Annotated in this window: 16 protein-coding genes; 4 read left to right on the top strand and 12 right to left on the bottom strand. The window is 61.9% G+C overall.

Features of this window, described 5'->3' with window-relative positions; translation table 11 throughout:
- Positions 1-30: 30 nt before the first annotated feature.
- Entirely contained in the window at positions 31-2,724 is a 2,694-nt protein-coding gene (locus ACQR1D_RS08345; RefSeq protein ID WP_434837780.1) for a bifunctional acetate--CoA ligase family protein/GNAT family N-acetyltransferase, read from the bottom strand.
- 250 nt (positions 2,725-2,974) lie between these two features.
- Here ACQR1D_RS08345 and ACQR1D_RS08340 point away from each other — a divergent pair, with 250 nt between their 5' ends.
- Both ACQR1D_RS08340 and ACQR1D_RS08335 read left to right on the top strand, forming a co-directional pair.
- Positions 2,975-3,964: a zinc-dependent alcohol dehydrogenase family protein gene (locus ACQR1D_RS08340; RefSeq protein ID WP_434837779.1), complete on the top strand. Its 990-nt coding sequence runs from the start codon at positions 2,975-2,977 to the stop codon at positions 3,962-3,964.
- 22 nt (positions 3,965-3,986) lie between these two features.
- On the top strand, positions 3,987-5,531 hold the full coding sequence (locus ACQR1D_RS08335) for an AAA family ATPase (RefSeq protein WP_434837778.1): 1,545 nt from the start codon (positions 3,987-3,989) through the stop codon (positions 5,529-5,531).
- Between the two features lie 40 nt (positions 5,532-5,571).
- On the opposite strand, the gene ACQR1D_RS08330 is transcribed toward ACQR1D_RS08335, so the two are convergent.
- Together ACQR1D_RS08330 and ACQR1D_RS08325 are read right to left on the bottom strand one after the other, a co-directional pair.
- On the bottom strand, positions 5,572-7,245 hold the full coding sequence (locus ACQR1D_RS08330) for a PHA/PHB synthase family protein (protein WP_434837936.1): 1,674 nt from the start codon (positions 7,243-7,245) through the stop codon (positions 5,572-5,574).
- 206 nt (positions 7,246-7,451) lie between these two features.
- The gene (locus tag ACQR1D_RS08325; RefSeq protein WP_315803596.1) at positions 7,452-7,814 is read right to left on the bottom strand and encodes a hypothetical protein; all 363 of its coding nucleotides are present in this window, start codon (positions 7,812-7,814) and stop codon (positions 7,452-7,454) included.
- A 162-nt stretch (positions 7,815-7,976) separates the two neighbouring features.
- On the opposite strand from ACQR1D_RS08325, the gene ACQR1D_RS08320 reads away from it, so the two are divergent.
- Positions 7,977-8,705 carry a CBS domain-containing protein gene (locus ACQR1D_RS08320; RefSeq protein ID WP_315753506.1) on the top strand — a complete coding sequence of 243 codons (729 nt, stop codon included), beginning with the start codon at positions 7,977-7,979 and terminating at the stop codon, positions 8,703-8,705.
- A 53-nt stretch (positions 8,706-8,758) separates the two neighbouring features.
- Here the strand turns inward: ACQR1D_RS08320 and ACQR1D_RS08315 are convergent, their stop codons facing one another.
- The 6 genes from ACQR1D_RS08315 to ACQR1D_RS08290 form a co-directional block, all read right to left on the bottom strand.
- Positions 8,759-10,021 carry a CaiB/BaiF CoA transferase family protein gene (locus tag ACQR1D_RS08315; RefSeq protein ID WP_316180037.1) on the bottom strand — a complete coding sequence of 421 codons (1,263 nt, stop codon included), beginning with the start codon at positions 10,019-10,021 and terminating at the stop codon, positions 8,759-8,761.
- Between the two features lie 193 nt (positions 10,022-10,214).
- Positions 10,215-10,676 (bottom strand): GNAT family N-acetyltransferase, encoded by a 462-nt coding sequence (locus ACQR1D_RS08310; RefSeq protein WP_316180036.1) that lies wholly within the window; start codon positions 10,674-10,676, stop codon positions 10,215-10,217.
- 4 nt (positions 10,677-10,680) lie between these two features.
- Positions 10,681-10,980: a hypothetical protein gene (locus ACQR1D_RS08305; RefSeq protein WP_316216926.1), complete on the bottom strand. Its 300-nt coding sequence runs from the start codon at positions 10,978-10,980 to the stop codon at positions 10,681-10,683.
- Entirely contained in the window at positions 10,977-11,360 is a 384-nt protein-coding gene (locus tag ACQR1D_RS08300; protein WP_315739049.1) for a hypothetical protein, read from the bottom strand. The genes ACQR1D_RS08305 and ACQR1D_RS08300 overlap by 4 nt, the downstream gene beginning before the upstream one ends.
- A gap of 1 nt (position 11,361) precedes the next feature.
- Positions 11,362-11,604 carry a hypothetical protein gene (locus tag ACQR1D_RS08295; RefSeq protein ID WP_316216927.1) on the bottom strand — a complete coding sequence of 81 codons (243 nt, stop codon included), beginning with the start codon at positions 11,602-11,604 and terminating at the stop codon, positions 11,362-11,364.
- Positions 11,605-11,745: 141 nt separating this feature from the next.
- On the bottom strand, positions 11,746-12,435 hold the full coding sequence (locus tag ACQR1D_RS08290; protein ID WP_434893848.1) for a hypothetical protein: 690 nt from the start codon (positions 12,433-12,435) through the stop codon (positions 11,746-11,748).
- 313 nt (positions 12,436-12,748) lie between these two features.
- Here ACQR1D_RS08290 and ACQR1D_RS08285 point away from each other — a divergent pair, with 313 nt between their 5' ends.
- Positions 12,749-13,531 carry an NAD-dependent epimerase/dehydratase family protein gene (locus tag ACQR1D_RS08285; RefSeq protein ID WP_434837776.1) on the top strand — a complete coding sequence of 261 codons (783 nt, stop codon included), beginning with the start codon at positions 12,749-12,751 and terminating at the stop codon, positions 13,529-13,531.
- On the opposite strand, the gene ACQR1D_RS08280 is transcribed toward ACQR1D_RS08285, so the two are convergent.
- The 3 genes from ACQR1D_RS08280 to ACQR1D_RS08270 form a co-directional block, all read right to left on the bottom strand.
- Positions 13,524-14,528 (bottom strand): phage tail protein, encoded by a 1,005-nt coding sequence (locus ACQR1D_RS08280; RefSeq protein ID WP_434837775.1) that lies wholly within the window; start codon positions 14,526-14,528, stop codon positions 13,524-13,526. The genes ACQR1D_RS08285 and ACQR1D_RS08280 overlap by 8 nt on opposite strands.
- 253 nt (positions 14,529-14,781) lie before the next feature.
- Positions 14,782-15,303, bottom strand: a complete 522-nt coding sequence (locus ACQR1D_RS08275) for a hypothetical protein (RefSeq protein WP_434837774.1) — start codon at positions 15,301-15,303, stop codon at positions 14,782-14,784.
- An 8-nt stretch (positions 15,304-15,311) separates the two neighbouring features.
- Positions 15,312-16,466: a hypothetical protein gene (locus ACQR1D_RS08270; protein ID WP_434837773.1), complete on the bottom strand. Its 1,155-nt coding sequence runs from the start codon at positions 16,464-16,466 to the stop codon at positions 15,312-15,314.
- Positions 16,467-16,468 lie beyond the last annotated feature (2 nt).

Raw genomic sequence — 16,468 nt, 5'->3', positions numbered from 1 at the left:
ATCCGGTGAGAGGACACCAAACACCTAAGCTTAGAGCCTGAGTTTGACATTGCAAAGGTCGCGCTCGGTTGGATCGGTTCTGACCTCGAAACCGAGGTTCCTACACATCTCCAGCATGACGACATTCTCCTGCAGGACGTCACCGGAGATCATCTTCAGGCCCTCCGACTTGGCATATTCGATGATCAGCTGCATCAATGCCCAGCCGAGTCCGCGTCCCTTGAGATCCGACCGCAACAGGATTGCGTACTCCCCGCTCTCGTAAACCGAGTCGGAGTGAATCCTCACGACGCCGACCAGTTCGTTTGTCGCTTCATCGAACGCCACAAAAGCCATCGCGCGCGCATAGTCGAGCTGCGTCAGGCGCGCGATGAACTCGTGCGTGAACTCCTTCATGGGGGCAAAGAATCGAAGACGCAGGTCTTCCGGAGTGACATGCTTGAGGAACTCATGAATGGTTGGCTCATCCTCGGGTCGGATCGGTCGCGCAAGGATCCGCCAGCCGTCCTTGACCTGGAGATGCCGTTCCCATTGGCTCGGATAGGGCCGAACGGCGAAATTCGACGGACCAGAGCCTTTGAATTTCGGCGGAACCCTGCCGACGGCGACGCGCGCATCGACGGCCATGACGCCGCTCTCGTCGGCGAGCAGCGGATTGATATCGAGTTCGCGAATCTCGGGAACGTCTGCTGCAAGCTGCGCAAGCTTGACCAGCACCTGTGCGACTGCATCGGGCTTGACCGCGGGGACATCACGATAAGCGCGCAGCAATCGTGAGACGCGCGTGCGCTCGATGAGGTTTCGCGCCAGATGGAGATCGAGCGGAGGCAGACCGAGCGCCTTGTCGTTGATGATCTCGACGGCGGTACCGCCCCTGCCGAACACGATCACGGTTCCGAAGGTCGGATCGTCGGCAATGCCCATGATAAGCTCCCGCGCCTTGGCGCGGACGATCATGGCTTGCACGATCACGCCGGAAATCCGTGCGTCGGGCCGAAGGGCCTTCGCGCGGGCCATGATCTCGTTCGCCGCGTTACGCACGGCCTCGGCCGTGGTGAGATTGAGCACGACACCGCCGACGTCGGATTTGTGAATGATATCTCTCGACAGAATCTTGAGAACGACAGTTGTGCCTTGAGCGAACAACTGTTCCGCATACCCGACCGCCTCGTCGACCGAGGACGCAGCGAACGTCGGCACCATCGCAATATCGTAAGCCTCCAGCAGGCGACTGATCTCGACCGGATCGAGCCAGGTCCGCCCGTCGGCGAGGGCTGTCGCTATAATTCCGCGGGCTGCGTCGACGTCGGGCGCAAAAGAGCTCGGCATGGCCGGCGGGACAGCGGCAAGCGATTCGACCACCTCCCGATGACGAACGAGATGCATGAAGCCGCGAACGGCATCATCCTCGGTTGGATAGTTCGGAATTCCTGCCCCGCTCAAGGTCTCGATGACCGGCTGCTCCGCGCCGACCCATGCCGCCAGAACCGGCTTTGCCCAGCGCCGGTGCTGCTTTCGATAGGTACTGACGAACTCGGTGACAGCCGTGGCGATGGCGCTCGCGGATGCAATCGCGGTCTGAACATTCATGACGAGAATTGCATCGTTGGCTTGATCGGCGAGCAGCGCTTCGAGCGCGAGCGTGTAGCGTGCGGCATCGGCATCGCCGACGATGTCGACCGGGTTGGATCCGGACCAGGTCGGCGGCAGGATGGCGTCAAGTTTGTTGTGTACGACCGGCGAAAGTGCGGCAGGCACGCCTCCGAGCTCGACCAGTCGATCCACGGCGAGCACGCCGATCCCGCCGCCATTCGTGAGAATGGCGAGCCTCTTGCCCATGGGCGACTCCACCCGCCCCAGCGTTTCGGCGCAGTCGAACAACTCGCGCAGATCGGAGACCCGCAGAACGCCGGCCCGGCGAAAAGCCGCATCATAGACGGCATCGGCTCCCGCCAGAGCGCCCGTATGTGTCGCCGCAGCTTGCGCACCGACGGCACCGCGGCCCGACTTTACGACCACAACCGGCTTGACCCTTGCCGCCCCTCGCGCCGCGGACATGAACTTTCGCGCGTCCTTGACGGCTTCGATGTAGAGCAGGATCGCGCGGGTCCCACCGTCCAACGCGAAGTGGTCCAGAAGATCTGCGAGATCGACGTCCAACTGATCGCCGATCGAGACGATTCCAGAAAACCCAACACCGCGCTGAGCAGCCCAATCTACCATCCCCGCCGCGATAGCGCCGGACTGGGAAATGAGCGCCAGGCTTCCTGCAACCGGCATGTGTGCCGAAAAGCTCGCATTGAGCTTGATGGTAGGCATCATGATTCCGAGACAGTTCGGCCCGATGAGACGCATGCCGTATTTCTGCGCCGCCTTCTCGGCCTGGTCGGCGAGCGACCCCTCTCCGTGCCCGAGACCCGAGGTAATGATCAAAGCCCCTGCCGTCCCCAACGCGCCTGCGCGATGAATGAGATCCGGGATCGAAGGGGGGGGCGTCGTGATCACCACCAGTTCCGGCACAAACGCCAGTTCGGCGAGGCTGCCAACGGCTGCGATATTGGATATTTCCCGATAGCGAGAATTGACCAGGCCAAGCTTGCCCTCGAACCGCGCCTTGACGATATTGTCGAGGATGGCCTTCCCTACCGAGTTCGGTCGCGGACTTCCTCCGATCAGAGCGATGGAGCGTGGCAAAAGCAGGTTCCGCATTCGGTAGGTCGACATTTGCACGTCCAACATCAGTCGGTGAAAGGCGGGTGAATCCCGGAGACTGATCTTAGTTTCAATCCGCAGCCGGTCTAGCGCGACTTATCATCCCAGCATGGTGACGGATGCAACCCCGCTGCGTTCCCTGACTGCGCCTGCCGGTTCTGCTCGGTAGGCCGCAGTATTCGGACCAAGTCCTTGATGAGCATCAAACGATTGCCGGGCTGATTATCTTATTACCCTGCAAATTCGTCCGGGAGGCTCTCCGATGCGAGCGATGGTTCTGCGAAAGCCTGGAGCGCCTCTGCAGCCCGAGACACTCGCGGACCCCGATCCTGGTCCCGGTGAGATCCGCGTCAAGATCAGGGCATGCGGCGTGTGTCGCACTGACCTGCATGTGTACGACGGTGAGCTTCCCGACATCCGGTATCCGCTCATCCCCGGACACGAGATCGTCGGTCATGTCGATCAGATTGGTCCTGGTGTGACGACGCACAGGCTCGGCGAACGCGTCGGAATTCCATGGCTGGGGCATACATGCGGCCATTGCGCGTTCTGCGCACGTGGTATGGAAAATCTCTGCGACCAGCCGACGTTTACCGGCTATACGCGCGATGGCGGCTATGCGACCCACACCGTCGTCGACGCAAATTATGCATTCCCGCTCGATGGTCTGGAGGATGACATCGCCACCGCACCACTGTTGTGCGCCGGCCTGATCGGCTGGCGATCCCTGGTCATGGCAGGGGAAGCCGAGAGGCTTGGCATCTACGGATTCGGCGCGGCGGGTCACATCGTTGCCCAGGTGGCCCGCTGGCAGGGGCGTCATATCTATGCGTTCACCCGCGAGCACGACGAGGCTGCGCAGGATCTGGCTCGCCAACTTGGCGCCACATGGGCCGGAGCGGCGGGCCAGCGTCCCGATGTTGCTCTGGACGCGGCCATCATCTACGCGCCAGCTGGCGAGCTTGTTCCGGCCGCTCTGCGGGCTGTTCGGAAGGGTGGCCGGGTGGTCTGCGCAGGTATCCATATGAGCGACATTCCGACGTTTCCCTATTCCCTTCTCTGGGGAGAACGCCAAGTGGTGTCCGTCGCCAACCTGACGCGACAGGACGGTCTCGATTTCCTGCATGTCGCGCAGCAGGCTCAGATACGGACCCATACGACGCCCTATCCGCTGTCCGACGCAAATGACGTTCTGGCCCGCCTGAGGCGGGGTGACGTCGTCGGCGCGGCGGTGCTTATCCCGGACTTTTGAAGTGAATGTGGTAACCCCGCCCATGGCATCACCATCCGATCAGGAACTGGTCTTCTCCTTCTTGGGCAATACCACCCGACATCCAGGTGTCCGCCGGATCGACACGCACGCGGCTTCAGTGTTTCTGATCGGCGACCGCGCTCTGAAGATCAAGCGCGCCGTTCGGCTGCCATTTCTGGACTATTCGACGCTCGATCGGCGCAAGGCAGCGTGCGCGAAGGAAATGGAGATGAATCACCCGTTTGCTCCAGACATCTATCGGCGTGTCGTCGCCATCACCAAGGCGCCAGACGGATCATTCGAAGTCGATGGATCCGGCACTCCGGTCGAATATGCCGTCGAGATGCGTCGCTTCGATGACAGCCGGACATTCGATCACCTCGCTCGCCACCAGCAATTGGAGATCGGCTTGGGCGAACGTCTGGCGGAGACGATCGCGGCGTCGCATGCCGTGGCCACCCGGATGCCGTCCAACGCGTGGACGCAGTCGCTTCCAGTCTGGATCGACGCGTTCGTCGCCAGCTTTCGAAACGTCCCACTATTTGACGCTACGCAAATCGAAGAACTCCGCGCTCTTTGCCACTCGGCCTTCACACGGCTCTGTCCCCTGCTCGAGCAACGCGCAAAAGAGGGGCACGTGAAGCGCTGCCACGGCGACCTCCATCTCGCAAATATCGTTCTCATCGACGACAAGCCGGTACTGTTTGACGCCATCGAGTTCGACGACCGGATAGCCACGATCGACGTCCTCTACGATCTCGCGTTTCCATTGATGGACCTCTTGCACTTCGGGCAGTCGATCGCCGCCAACCATCTCTTGAATCGCTACCTCTCGATCGCTGCGCCCGACCAGACCGGTGGATTGGCTGCTCTGCCTCTGTTCATGGCGATCCGGGCCGCTATCCGTGCGCAAGTCTTTCTTGCAAGGCTCGACCGCAGTGATGCCGAACACTCGGAGGCAGACCGCTCTGCGACCATCGGGATCGCAGAGAGCTACTTCCAACTTGCGCGCAGCCTCATTCGGCCGGCGGAGCCGAGGGTGGTCGCCGTCGGCGGATTATCGGGAACGGGAAAATCTGCGCTCGCCCGGGCTCTGGCTCCCCTCTTGGCTCCTCCACCGGGAGCAATCGTGTTGCGCAGCGACGTGCTGCGCAAGCAACTATCCGGCGTGAAGGAAACCGAACGCCTCCCAGCTGCAGCCTATACGCTGGCATCGAGTGCACAGGTCTATCGAGAGTTGACGACGCAGGCCGGCCGCGTGCTCTCACAAGGCTTCACGGTGATCGTCGACGCCGTGTTTGCACGTTCGGATGAACGACAGGCGATCCATGATCTCGCGAACCGGCTGAAGGTGCCCTTTGCCGGCCTCTTCCTCGTCGCAGATTTGCGCAGCCGGCAGGAGCGGATCCACCATCGAGTCGACGATGCGTCCGATGCAACGGTTGGAATTGCCGAAGATCAGGAACGCTACGACATCGGCGCCCTGGATTGGCTCCGGGTGGATGCGTCGGGCACGGCCGAGACGACACTGGAACAAAGCCGATCATTGCTCCGGATCGGCACCTGAGTCCGGTGGAATAACGCTGCCTGACCGCCACAAGCGGCGACTACGTGTGCACGTAGTCGCCCGGCGCGTCTCCGAGATCATTTGAACGATCTGCCCCGAGTTGCGGCGGCGCGCCCGGTGCACCCGACTGCTGTCCAAGCCACGCCGTCCACGCCGGCCACCATGACCCCTCCAGTTTTGGCGAGGTGCTCTGCCACTCGTCCGGCCCGAGATATGGCGCGTCGGCTGCCTTGGTCCGCATCTGATGGGAGCGCCCCTGCTCGCCCGGCGGCGCCACGATGCCGGCATTGTGGCCGCCGCTCGCGAGCACGAAAGTGACGTCGGCATCAACTTCGTAGTGGACCTTGTAAGTCGACTTCCAGGGCGCAACGTGATCACGCAGGGTCCCGACCACGAACATCGGCGTGTGGATGTCCGAGAGCGAAACGGGTTTCCCCTCGACCCGATATCGCCCCTCGGCGAGATCGTTGTTCAGGAACAGCTTGCGCAGATACTCGGAGTGCATCCGATACGGCAGCCGCGTCGCATCTGCGTTCCATGCCATCAAGTCGCTCGGATTCGCGCGCTCACCGAGAAGATAGTCGCGCGAGACACGCGACCAGATCAGATCGTTGGAGCGCAGCAATTGAAATGCGCCCGCCATCTGCGTGGTGTCGAGATATCCACGCTCCCACATCATGTCTTCGAGAAAGGCGACCTGGCTTTCATTGATGAAGAGCGTCAGCTCTCCCGCTTCGGTGAAATCGGTCTGGGCCGCAAACAGCGTGATCGTCTTCAGACGCTGGTCACCGTCCCGTGCCATGGCCGCCGCCGTGATCGAAAGAAGCGTTCCGCCGAGACAATAGCCTGCGGCATGAACCGGCGTATTCGTAATGATCGTTCCGATCATCTCCAGGGCCGCCATGACGCCCAGCGAGCGGTAGTCGTCAAACGCAAGATCCCGGTCTTCCGCGCCGGGGTTTCGCCAGGAGATCATGAAAACCGTAAAGCCTTGGTCGGTCAGGTATCGGACCAGCGAATTGTGCGGCGATAGATCCAGGATGTAATATTTCATGATCCAAGCCGGTACGATCAGGACCGGCTCTGGTCGCACCTTCTCGGTCGTCGGCAGGTATTGAATCAGCTCAATCAACTGATTGCGAAGCACAACCTTGCCCGGTGCGGTCGCGACGGTCTTGCCGGCGACGAACTCACCATTGCTCGATATCTTTCCGGGCTGCATTACCTGCATGATATCGGCGAGCCAGTTCTGCCAGCCGAAGATCAGGTTCTCTCCACCGCTTTGAAACGTCTTTTCCAAGACTTCCGGGTTGGTCGCGGCAAAGTTCGATGGTGCGAAGATGTCGAGCAGTTGACGAATTGAAAAGTCGACGACGGCTTCGTTGGCGGGGTCGACACCACGAATGCCGGTCGTCGCCTTGTGCCACCAATCTTCCCCGAGCAGGAACGCCTGGGCGAACAAGTTGAACGGGTACGTCGCCCATTGCGGCGTGGAAAAGCGATGATCGTTCGCCTGCGGTTTGATCAGGTCCCAAGGACCACGATTCGGGTCTGCAAAATGCAGGGACCGTTCAGCGACCTGCTTTGCGCCGTACCAGGCATCTCGAACGATTTCGATCTGGCGCTGAGGTGCTGCGGCCAGATGACAAGCCCAATCCAGATACGCCATTGATAGAGCGGCCGGGGAAATTCCGCCGGTGAGCCGAGCCAGCATCGCGCTGAAGGCCTTGTCCAGCTCGTGATCCTCGCGCCGAAGCTCCCCGGAGTTCGCGTCGGCTTCGCGGGAGAGCAGCTTTGCGTCGGATGCGGCGAGCGCAGCAGCCGGCTTCAAAGAGGTCCCTGCAGAGACAACGGCACTGCTTCGGTCGTTGTCGGTCGTTCCTTCGCGTTCCCGTTCGGGACGCGACACACCCGCACTCTTCAGTTTCGCCACCGTTGCCCCATAAGATTCACGCTGGCATCAATCAGGCGCTGCCCGTGTTTGAAAAGTCGATCGCAATCACGCCTGACGAAATCAATCTGATGCCGTCCACATTCCTGAACCATCGCCTGGATTCCCGTCACGGAATGCACGCCGGCCAGCTTCGACACGAACTCGGCCAGCAGATGCGTCTCCGTACGCGCGCGATCCAGCACTTCGTTGCTGGCAAACAGAATCTCCTCCATGATGATCTGCTGGGAGCCAACGAGCAGCTCAAGTGCGTGCTTGTTGGAGAGAGCGACACGTTCGGACAGTTCGGCCGTTTCGTCGGCCAGGATCTTGGTCCCGGAGAACTCGGACATGGGCACCTCTCCTCTCGCTGGATCAGAAGGCCGTATAGCTGCAATTCAAAGCCAAGACCTTGAGCTGCGTCAATGACGGCGGCGGCACCTGCTTTGACCTGCGTCAATTCAAGACCGTGGCAGCGGGTTACTTTTTCTTAGCTTTTGACATTGGAGTTCGCCATGCGCGCCCATCAGATCATGACCCGCCCCGTCATCACCGTCACCCCTGACACTTCCATCGTGGATGCGGCAAATATCATGCTTCAACGGCACGTCAGCGGCCTTCCAGTGGTCGATCCCGGCGGAAAGCTGGTGGGCGTCGTCTCGGAAGGCGATTTCATCCGCCGAACGGAGATCGGCACCGGGCGAAAGCGCGGCCGCTGGCTGCGATTCATTCTCGGGCCCGGAAAGTCGGCGGCCGACTTCGTCCACGAGCATGGTCGCAAAGTGTCAGAGGTGATGACCAAGTCTCCCTTGACGATCACCGAGGACGCCGCGCTGGCTGAGATCGTGGAACTGATGGAAAAGAACCACGTGAAACGGTTGCCCGTGGTCAAGGGAGACCGAGTGATCGGCATCGTGTCACGGGCGAACCTGCTGCAAGCGGTCGCCGCGCTCGGGCGGCAGGTTCCGGATCCAACGGCCGACGACGATCACATCCGCAACCGCGTGATCGACGCCCTCGAGAAGAACGACTGGTGCCCGTTCGGATTGTCCGTCATCGTTAAGGACGGCATCGTTCATCTGAGCGGCGTCATTACCGAAGAGCGGTCGCGGCAGGCGGCAATCGTTGCCACCGAGAACATCTCTGGCGTCAAGAAGGTGCATGATCATCTGTGCTGGGTCGACACCATGTCGGGCATGTACCTGAACTCACCGGAAGACGATGAGATGGCCAAAGCCGGCTGATGGCTGCTGAGGACGCTGCCGCTCCTCCGTGTCCGGCAACAGTGACGATGCCCTCAGGCTCCCGGATTATTGCGTCCGAACGTCCCTACCCGACGCAGGGCTTCGATCTCCTGCTCGGTGTACCCAAGCCTGTGGCGCAGGATTGCGGCCGTATGCTCACCGAGCCGCGGCGCCGCCGTCGGCTCGACGGTTGGTGTGAGCTTCATGGTGATTGCAGGCTCGACGTTGGGTATCGAGCCTGCTGTCGGGTGCGGAATACGACAGGTGCGGTCGCGCATCCGGACCTCGGCCGCGTTGAACGCCTGCTCGACCGTTCGAACGCGTCCAACCGGAACTCCAGCCTGGTTCATCCGGGATATCCAGACATCCATCCGTTCCGTGGCAAGGATGTCGGCGATGAGGCCGCGCAGTTGCGCACGGTTGACCCATCGCGCCCTTCGCGTGGCAAAGCGAGGATCGCTCAGGAGATCCGGACGACCAAGCACCTCAGTCGACAGCCGGCGGTAGAGCCGATCGTTGGCACATGCGATGTAGAGCGGGCCATCTGACGCTTCAAAGACGCCGACCGTCGGAGAGTCGTTCGGCGAATTTCCCGTTCGCGTGGGGTTCACGCCATTCATCAAATACGCCATTCCGGAGAAGCCTGTCATCGCCAACGCGATGTCGAACAGCGCCACCTCGACGTGCTGCCCGCGACCGAGCCGCTGCCGGGCGGCAAGTGCCAACAGGATGGCATTGCAGGCGGACATGCCGGTGGCCAGATCAACGATCGGAGGACCGGTCCGCACCGGCGGACCGTCGGCGAAACCGTTGAGGGACATGAACCCGCTTTCGGCCTGGGTGATCGGATCGAACCCTGATCGCCACGCGAATGGACCGGAGCGTCCGTAAGCCGAGATCGAGCAATAGATCAGCCCGGGATTGGTGCTGGACAATGCCTGATAGTCCAGCCCGAACTTCTCCATGACGGACGACGAGAAATTCTCCACGACGATGTCGGCCTTGGCGATCAGCGCACGCGCGACGTCTCTGGCCTGCGGGATCGTGAGATCCAACACCATGCCGCGCTTGTTGCGATTGAGGCTGAGGAACGCAGCGCTCTCTCCGCCGAGCTCGGCGTGCTCGTATGCCCGGGTATCGTCCCCCGTGAGCGGCTGCTCGATCTTGATCACCTCGGCGCCGAAATCGGCCAGCGTCTGTGTGCACGCGGGCCCTGCGACGACACGTGTGAAGTCGATCACCAGCAGACCAGCCAGCGCGGTCGGCGCGTCAGGCGACCGTGGCGCACGCTCTGGCAGGGTGACCTCGGCCGGCATCCCAGAGTCCTTCCCGTTGCTTTGATCGTCTGAAGCGATCTTCCATTCACTGCCGGGCGCAGCTTGTCTCCAACATCCCGACAACGCATGGTTAGCTCAACGGCAGCCGCAAAAAAAGCCTGGCTCGGAGCTGTCGAGCCGGGCTAGTTCTGCTGCAGCGCAATGCAATCTGCATAAGGCGTCGGTCGACAGCTCACCGCCGGATCATCTTGCGCCAATAAAGCGAGTTCCCCCAGGCCCAGGGCCGGCCCGGTTGGAACAACACATATCCGCACCGAATGAAATTGTTCGCGGAAACGATGTTGCAGGTCGTGTCCGAAACGATGCAATCCAGTCCCGAGCGGCGCGCGCGCAGCTCGATCGCACGCATCAGCCGCCGCTGCAGGCCGTAACCACACCGCTCTTGGAGAACACCAACCCTCGAAAGGTAGGCGATGCCTTTGCCGAGGGATGACGGCGTCATTCCGGCGAAGGCAACGGGCCGTCCGAGCTCGGTCGATATCCACCATTGTCCGCTCTCGAAATCAGGCAGAGGCGCGCAATCGAGGAATGTGCGCGCATGGAGCTCCTTCAAGGTGTCGAGAACGTCAGGCTCGCAAGCGTCGACCTCCCTGATGCGGAAGCGGCGGTCTCGCCGTAAGGTCCTGGCTGGCACGGCATTACCTTCCGAGCACGACTTTGATGCCGAGCCAGATCGCGCCGATCAGACCTGTCGCGATGACCGTGATGACGGCCTTGAACGTGTAGCTCTGAGCCTGCTCCACGCTCTTGCGCCAGCGCCGCAGGTGCTGGAAATCGGCTCTCAGCTCCTTCCGATCCTCCTCCTCGATGCCGAACGAGGTGAGAATGGTCGCGATCGCCCTCATCACGACGGCATCGATCTCGTCGCGCTGAAGCTGACTCTGCTTGGCCAGGGTCTCGGCGACGACGGCCGTGATTTCGTCATGGGTGATGTTCATCGCCTGATGATCCTCGCTACATTTTCGAAGCCGCGCTTGGCAAAATAGAAGGAGATGACGAGATTCGCGGTCGTCGACGCGAAGCCCGCGAGCGGATCCGTCGAGCCGAGCCCGAGCACCTTGTCCCACACCAGCAGCTTGGCAAAGTAGATCGAGACGCAGTAGCCGATGAGCTTGTCCGGCTCGTACCAGCAGCCGATTTCGGCCGCACGCAGCCGGAGCTGCGCGTCGCTTTCGGAGACCTGCGCGGCGATCTCCGTCGCCGCCAGGTCTGCCGCGATCTTGGCATCCGCGTTGCCTGCCCTCAGCTTCGCCTGGTAGGCATCGATCAGCCCCTTGATCACCGGCCCGCCCAGGAATCCCAGAATGCTCATCCACATGTCACGACGCCCTCTTGAGCGAGCGCAGCCGTGCCAGAATCGTGATCAGCGAGATCGCGAGAAAAATCCGGCCGACGGCACGGGTATCGCCGATGGCGGCACTGATCTGATCTTTCAGGCTCGGGTCTCCGAGCGCGTCACTGACGTTGTCGGCGATCGACAGCAGAAACCCGATGACCGCCAGCGCGTAACCCCAGGCGATCGTCAGCGAATGACGACACGCGGCCTTGACTTTCGTCCACATGATGAATCCTTTCCGAAAAAAATGCGGAGACGACGCCGCCGGCCCTGCGCGAGCCGCGCTCGGCGCCCTGCAATAGTTGAATTTTGTCCGAGGCCCGCCCGTCCGTCGGTACACCGACGGGGAGCACGAGGATTGCGCCGGTCAGCGATCGCCGAGAATGCGTTTCACCAGGGCAGCAAAAAGGGCCCCAATGGAGCCCTTTGCCGGATGTCTGATGGATGCGGAAGCCGACGTCGGAGGCCCCTTGTCGGGTGGCCGTTCCGCCCCCACAAGACCGGGCGGGAAGCTGATGGTCGCATCGATCTCCATCATGGCCTTGAGCATCCCGGCGCAACCCGGCTGCCGGTCGACGGCCTGGGGATCGTAGACGCCGTCGCGGACATACTTGCCGGCACGATATTGATCGGTTCCGGCCCAGACATAGGGGGACGGCACGCCCCGGCGTGCATAACCGAGCCCATTATACTGCTCGAGAAGCGTCAAGGCGCCGCCAATCGACCAGTCCCGCCACCGCGCCGCATGCGGCGCGCAATTGACGAGCGCATCGACCGCGGCGTCCTCCCACGAGGCGAATGGTCCCCGTCCCGCAGGCACATGGACCGACACCCGGTCCCAGGGATCCCCCTGCGCCAGCGACCGCGACCAGCTCTGCGCCGATTCGCGCTCGTGGATGACGGCGATGATCGGCCAGGGGACGCCGGTACGCTGGGAAACGGCCTGATAGCGAGATTTTGCGGTCAACAAGCGCCGGGAAGCCAGGTCAAACGATCGGGTGAGCCTCGCCTTCCCCCAGCGTCGGACGTTGGCGTTCGTCAGCGTTTTCAGGTCCATCATGACTCCAAACAAAAAGGCCGCCATGGCTGGCGGCGTATGTCTTTCTCAGTTCCGAAAATTGCGCGCTTTTATTGCCTCGTGAACGTCCTGGTAGCTGTCGCTCGCCCTACCCGAAAAACGTCCCCCCCCTGCTGGTCACCGGTCTCTCGGAGACGCAGCTTCGGACTCAGAATGCGCAGGAATACGGGAATAGCTAGCAAGACATTTCCAGATATTGCAAACGGTGTCCAAGTGTGGTCTCGTATTCACTTACAGATTTAGACCGTTCGGACTGACAACTGTGACAAGTTTGATTTTCGGGGCGGGGGGGATGGTCGGAAGCCGCATCGCCCACGGCTCACCCGGGGCAATTTGCGTATCGCGCCAACCGAGACCAGGATGGTTAGTTGCCGACCTCGGACGCCGGGAAACGATCGATCTTCCCGAAGCAGAAGTCATCTATTGCGCCACAAGTCCCATAGCTTTTTCGATGGTTATGCCTGAGGTGCTCCGGCGTAAACCGCGCCGCATCGTTGTCATTACGTCAACGAGTGTTTTCAGCAAGATCCACTCCGAGGATGCACGCGAGCGCGCAGATATGACGAGTCTTCGAGCTGCGGAAGACCGCATCATCCACGCGTGCGAGAGGGCCGAGGTGGAGTGGACCATACTGCGGCCCAGCCTAATTTACTGCGAAGGCCGCGACCAGAACGTGACGCAGATTGCGCGCATCGTCCGCAAACTGCGTTTCATGCCGCTCTACGGACGAGGGAACGGCCTGCGCCAACCGGTGCACGCCGAGGATCTCGGACGTGGCGCACTTGCCGCTGCGATCAGTCCCGCAGCAGCAAACCGCGCCTATTCAACAACTGGTGAGACTATCACCTATCGGGAAATGGTAGGCCGCATTTTTGATGCGCTCGAGATGCGCCGACGCTTCATATCGTTGCCTCCGTTGGCATGGAATGCGGCCTTTGCGATCGCGCGGCCCCTCTACCCTGAAATTACCCCGGCTATGGGCAAGCGTATGGTCAAGGACCTTGCATTCGATTCGTCCGAGGCTACCGCAGATTTTGGATGGCAATCGCGATCATTTGCGCCGTCGTTCAGATGATTCGCATAATGTAGTTGCAAAGGATAGTTGGCTGAATGTTGTTGTGCACCCCGCCGCCCCCCGATGCATCGGTCGTGAACGGGTGCACATGGCGGCTACTCGCGCCGCTGGTCGAGGCCCCGCCGGTGCTTGTCGCCGCGGGAAAGCTTCCTCCTCCGAGTTGGTTAGCAGACACATTCGCAACGCTGTAGCTATGAGTGTGGTCTGGCGTATCGTTACCGGTATTGCCAGTATGGATATGCGATGGCATTTCGCTAACCGTTAGGGTATGCGCGTCCTCGCCACCGGCCCCACCGGAACTATGCCTCACACTTGCCAAAGCGCCGGCCACAAGCCTGTTTGCCGTCGTGCCGCCCATATTGTCGGGGCGCGCAGTCACGCGCCCGCGAAGGTCCGGTAGATTAAAAGTGGTCGTTCCGTCCCCCACCCCATAGGTAGTGCCGACCAAGGCGAACAGCGTGGCATAGGCTGTCCGGCTGATTGCTTGGCCGAACGGGAAGGCGAACGAACTATTCGGCGCAGTCGGCCCCCAGTAGTCGATCCCCCCCGCAACTGGAATACAGTACGGATTGCCGTAGTATCCGCGCAGATAAAATGCCCCATCACCATTGTTATAGACTGCTACATAGGGCGTCCCCTGGATCATCGATCCCGCTGGTAGATCGGCATTGGGCGCGCTGCGTAGCGGCTTCGGGCCCAAAGAGTCGACGTTTAGAGTGCACGTGCCGGTATTGGTGACGTGCGGGGTGAACGCGATGATCTGTCCGTTGAGATGCGGCAGCGAATCGAATTGCTGGTTGCTCGTTACGGCGTAGGCGGTGCTCGTGCCGCTCGTTGCGATCGCGCCCGCGATGTCGTCGCGATATTTTGCGGTCGCCGCCATCATGGCCCGAGCGGAGTCGTTGATGCTCGACGGGACCTGTCCTTCGGACCAGTTGATCGTTGGATCGGCCGTGGCATCCGCCGATGCGGTCTGCGACCATCGATAGAGTGTCATTCTGCTTCTCACATAGAAATGGCAGCCGCGCGGGCTGCAGGGGCCGGTTTGTGGCTGTTCGATGCGGGGATCGCGGCACGTGCCCGATGATCGATCACGCATCCATGGCTAGGTCTCTCGCCGTAGCGTCAGATACTGCTCGCATGCACAGGACGGCGCCCTGGCGATCAGCAGATTGCGGATCACCCCTTTGGGCACTCCGGGACTTTCTCTTGCGATCGCGTCCACACGCGTCTGCACGACGCGCTCGATCTCACCCCGAAGCTCCTGAATCCTGTCTTCGATGGTCAAATTGCTGCGATTCTGCTTCACCGTTCTGATCCTCCTTCATCGTACGCTCCGCCGATCGGAGCCGAACGAGCATCTTGTTCGTATGCGCGAGCGCGTGCTGCGTGCGTCTCAAGCTCTTCTCGCGCCTCGTCTCGTGGTCCGCGATGAAACGCTTCAGGTCGTGGGGCAAGGCCTTGAAGCGCTCCTTCCAGGGACCTGGCCAGGATTGCGGGGGCGAGAGCTTGGCGATGCCGTCGAGGACGATCGCGACCGGCGCTCCCGCCGTGGGATCAGCCAATCCCAATGAGACATGAGCTCTGGAGATGTCGAGAATCGCCTCCCAGAGCGGCTCGACACCGATGCCGCCGTGTTCTCGGGCAAAGCGGGCGACCGCCGCCGGCGAGGCCGGGCAGAACGTCTCGCGCTCCCGCTCACACCAGCGTGCAAACAGCGGAGCGCGCTGCCTGCGCGCCTCGGCAAGCGCAGCCAGAACGGGGTTTGCCATCGGTGGTCTCACGGCCTGCCGGACCTGCGAGCCTGATAGAGCGCCACCGCATCCTTGAGATCACCTGACGATGTCAGGCGGGCATTGAGCGCGCGCAGATCCGTCCGTCCCCGCTCCCCTGAGGAGACTGAGACACCCGGCCGCACCACGGGCGGGACAGCCTTCGTCACCGCGGCATCCTTTGCCCGCATCATCAGTCGATATCGCGCCGCGTCGTACATCATCCGCTGAAAGGTGGCGTGGCGCATCAGTGGCTCGGTCTGGAACAGCCGGTTGAGCTCCGACGCCGAGATCCCGCTCTCCTTTGCCGACGCCATGATCTCCGCGGCAACGGCCTGGCGTATAGCGCGCGGCTCGCTCTTCAGCATGTCCTCGAGCCGATCGTCCTGGTCGTGCGCAAAGGACTGGAAGCTCCGTTGAGCCGCTTCGGCGTGCTGGCGCTGCGCCTCGGCCTGCTGTGCCAGCAACTGATCCGACATCGCGACGGCTGCCTGGATGCGTCCAAACCTTGCCGGATCCTCGCGCGACATCCGTTCGAGCGCGGCGGGGACCTGCCCGGCAGGCATGCCGGCGAATTCGGGAAACTGGCTGAGAAAGCTCGCTTGCGCAATCTGGACGGCAGACGCCAGACCTTCCTGATAGGATTGGCGGGCCTGCTCGGCTTCGCCGATCTTCTCCTCGATCGCCTGCAGCACCTGCGGATGCTGCAACACCTTCTCCAAGTCAGGCGCAAGTCGCGACGAGGCATCGTGCTGCGCCGGATCGATCTCGGCAGCAGACTCGGCAGCCCGCGAGGCCGGTTCGAAGCCGTCGGGCTCACCATTTGCCGGCGAACCCAAGCGGTCGCCCGGATCGGAATCCGGCGTCCCGCGAGATACCTCACCCGCCTCAGCGGCCCGGACGCGCGCGTGATCACGCGCCGCGCGATCGAGCGTGACCGACTCGCCGCGATCGACCACGTTGCCGGCTTCGTCGACATACTCCCGAACCATCACCGGCGGGCGTGGATCGGTGCGCTGCTCGGCAGCGTCGCGCAGCGATGCAACGTCGCCGTCGAGCGGTTCGCGCTCCGGCCGCTCCTCCGGATCCGGCATCGGCCGATAGCCGGCATTCTCCAGTTCGAATGCCGCCCCCGTCAGGAGGTGCTCTGATTCATCTGACATTC

It is taken from the genome of Bradyrhizobium sp. HKCCYLRH2047 (assembly GCF_051168175.1).
Taxonomy (GTDB): domain Bacteria; phylum Pseudomonadota; class Alphaproteobacteria; order Rhizobiales; family Xanthobacteraceae; genus Bradyrhizobium.
This window is presented reverse-complemented; position numbering and strand designations above follow the sequence as displayed.

Coding starts and splice junctions, on each gene's coding strand:
- ACQR1D_RS08345 (WP_434837780.1), bottom strand. CDS start 2,724: ATGTCGACCTACCGAATGCGGAACCTGCTTTTGCCACGCTCCATCGCT.
- ACQR1D_RS08340 (WP_434837779.1), top strand. CDS start 2,975: ATGCGAGCGATGGTTCTGCGAAAGCCTGGAGCGCCTCTGCAGCCCGAG.
- ACQR1D_RS08335 (WP_434837778.1), top strand. CDS start 3,987: ATGGCATCACCATCCGATCAGGAACTGGTCTTCTCCTTCTTGGGCAAT.
- ACQR1D_RS08330 (WP_434837936.1), bottom strand. CDS start 7,245: ATGCTGGCTCGGCTCACCGGCGGAATTTCCCCGGCCGCTCTATCAATG.
- ACQR1D_RS08325 (WP_315803596.1), bottom strand. CDS start 7,814: ATGTCCGAGTTCTCCGGGACCAAGATCCTGGCCGACGAAACGGCCGAA.
- ACQR1D_RS08320 (WP_315753506.1), top strand. CDS start 7,977: ATGCGCGCCCATCAGATCATGACCCGCCCCGTCATCACCGTCACCCCT.
- ACQR1D_RS08315 (WP_316180037.1), bottom strand. CDS start 10,021: ATGCCGGCCGAGGTCACCCTGCCAGAGCGTGCGCCACGGTCGCCTGAC.
- ACQR1D_RS08305 (WP_316216926.1), bottom strand. CDS start 10,980: ATGAACATCACCCATGACGAAATCACGGCCGTCGTCGCCGAGACCCTG.
- ACQR1D_RS08300 (WP_315739049.1), bottom strand. CDS start 11,360: ATGTGGATGAGCATTCTGGGATTCCTGGGCGGGCCGGTGATCAAGGGG.
- ACQR1D_RS08295 (WP_316216927.1), bottom strand. CDS start 11,604: ATGTGGACGAAAGTCAAGGCCGCGTGTCGTCATTCGCTGACGATCGCC.
- ACQR1D_RS08290 (WP_434893848.1), bottom strand. CDS start 12,435: ATGGACCTGAAAACGCTGACGAACGCCAACGTCCGACGCTGGGGGAAG.
- ACQR1D_RS08285 (WP_434837776.1), top strand. CDS start 12,749: ATGGTCGGAAGCCGCATCGCCCACGGCTCACCCGGGGCAATTTGCGTA.
- ACQR1D_RS08280 (WP_434837775.1), bottom strand. CDS start 14,528: ATGACACTCTATCGATGGTCGCAGACCGCATCGGCGGATGCCACGGCC.
- ACQR1D_RS08275 (WP_434837774.1), bottom strand. CDS start 15,303: ATGGCAAACCCCGTTCTGGCTGCGCTTGCCGAGGCGCGCAGGCAGCGC.
- ACQR1D_RS08270 (WP_434837773.1), bottom strand. CDS start 16,466: ATGTCAGATGAATCAGAGCACCTCCTGACGGGGGCGGCATTCGAACTG.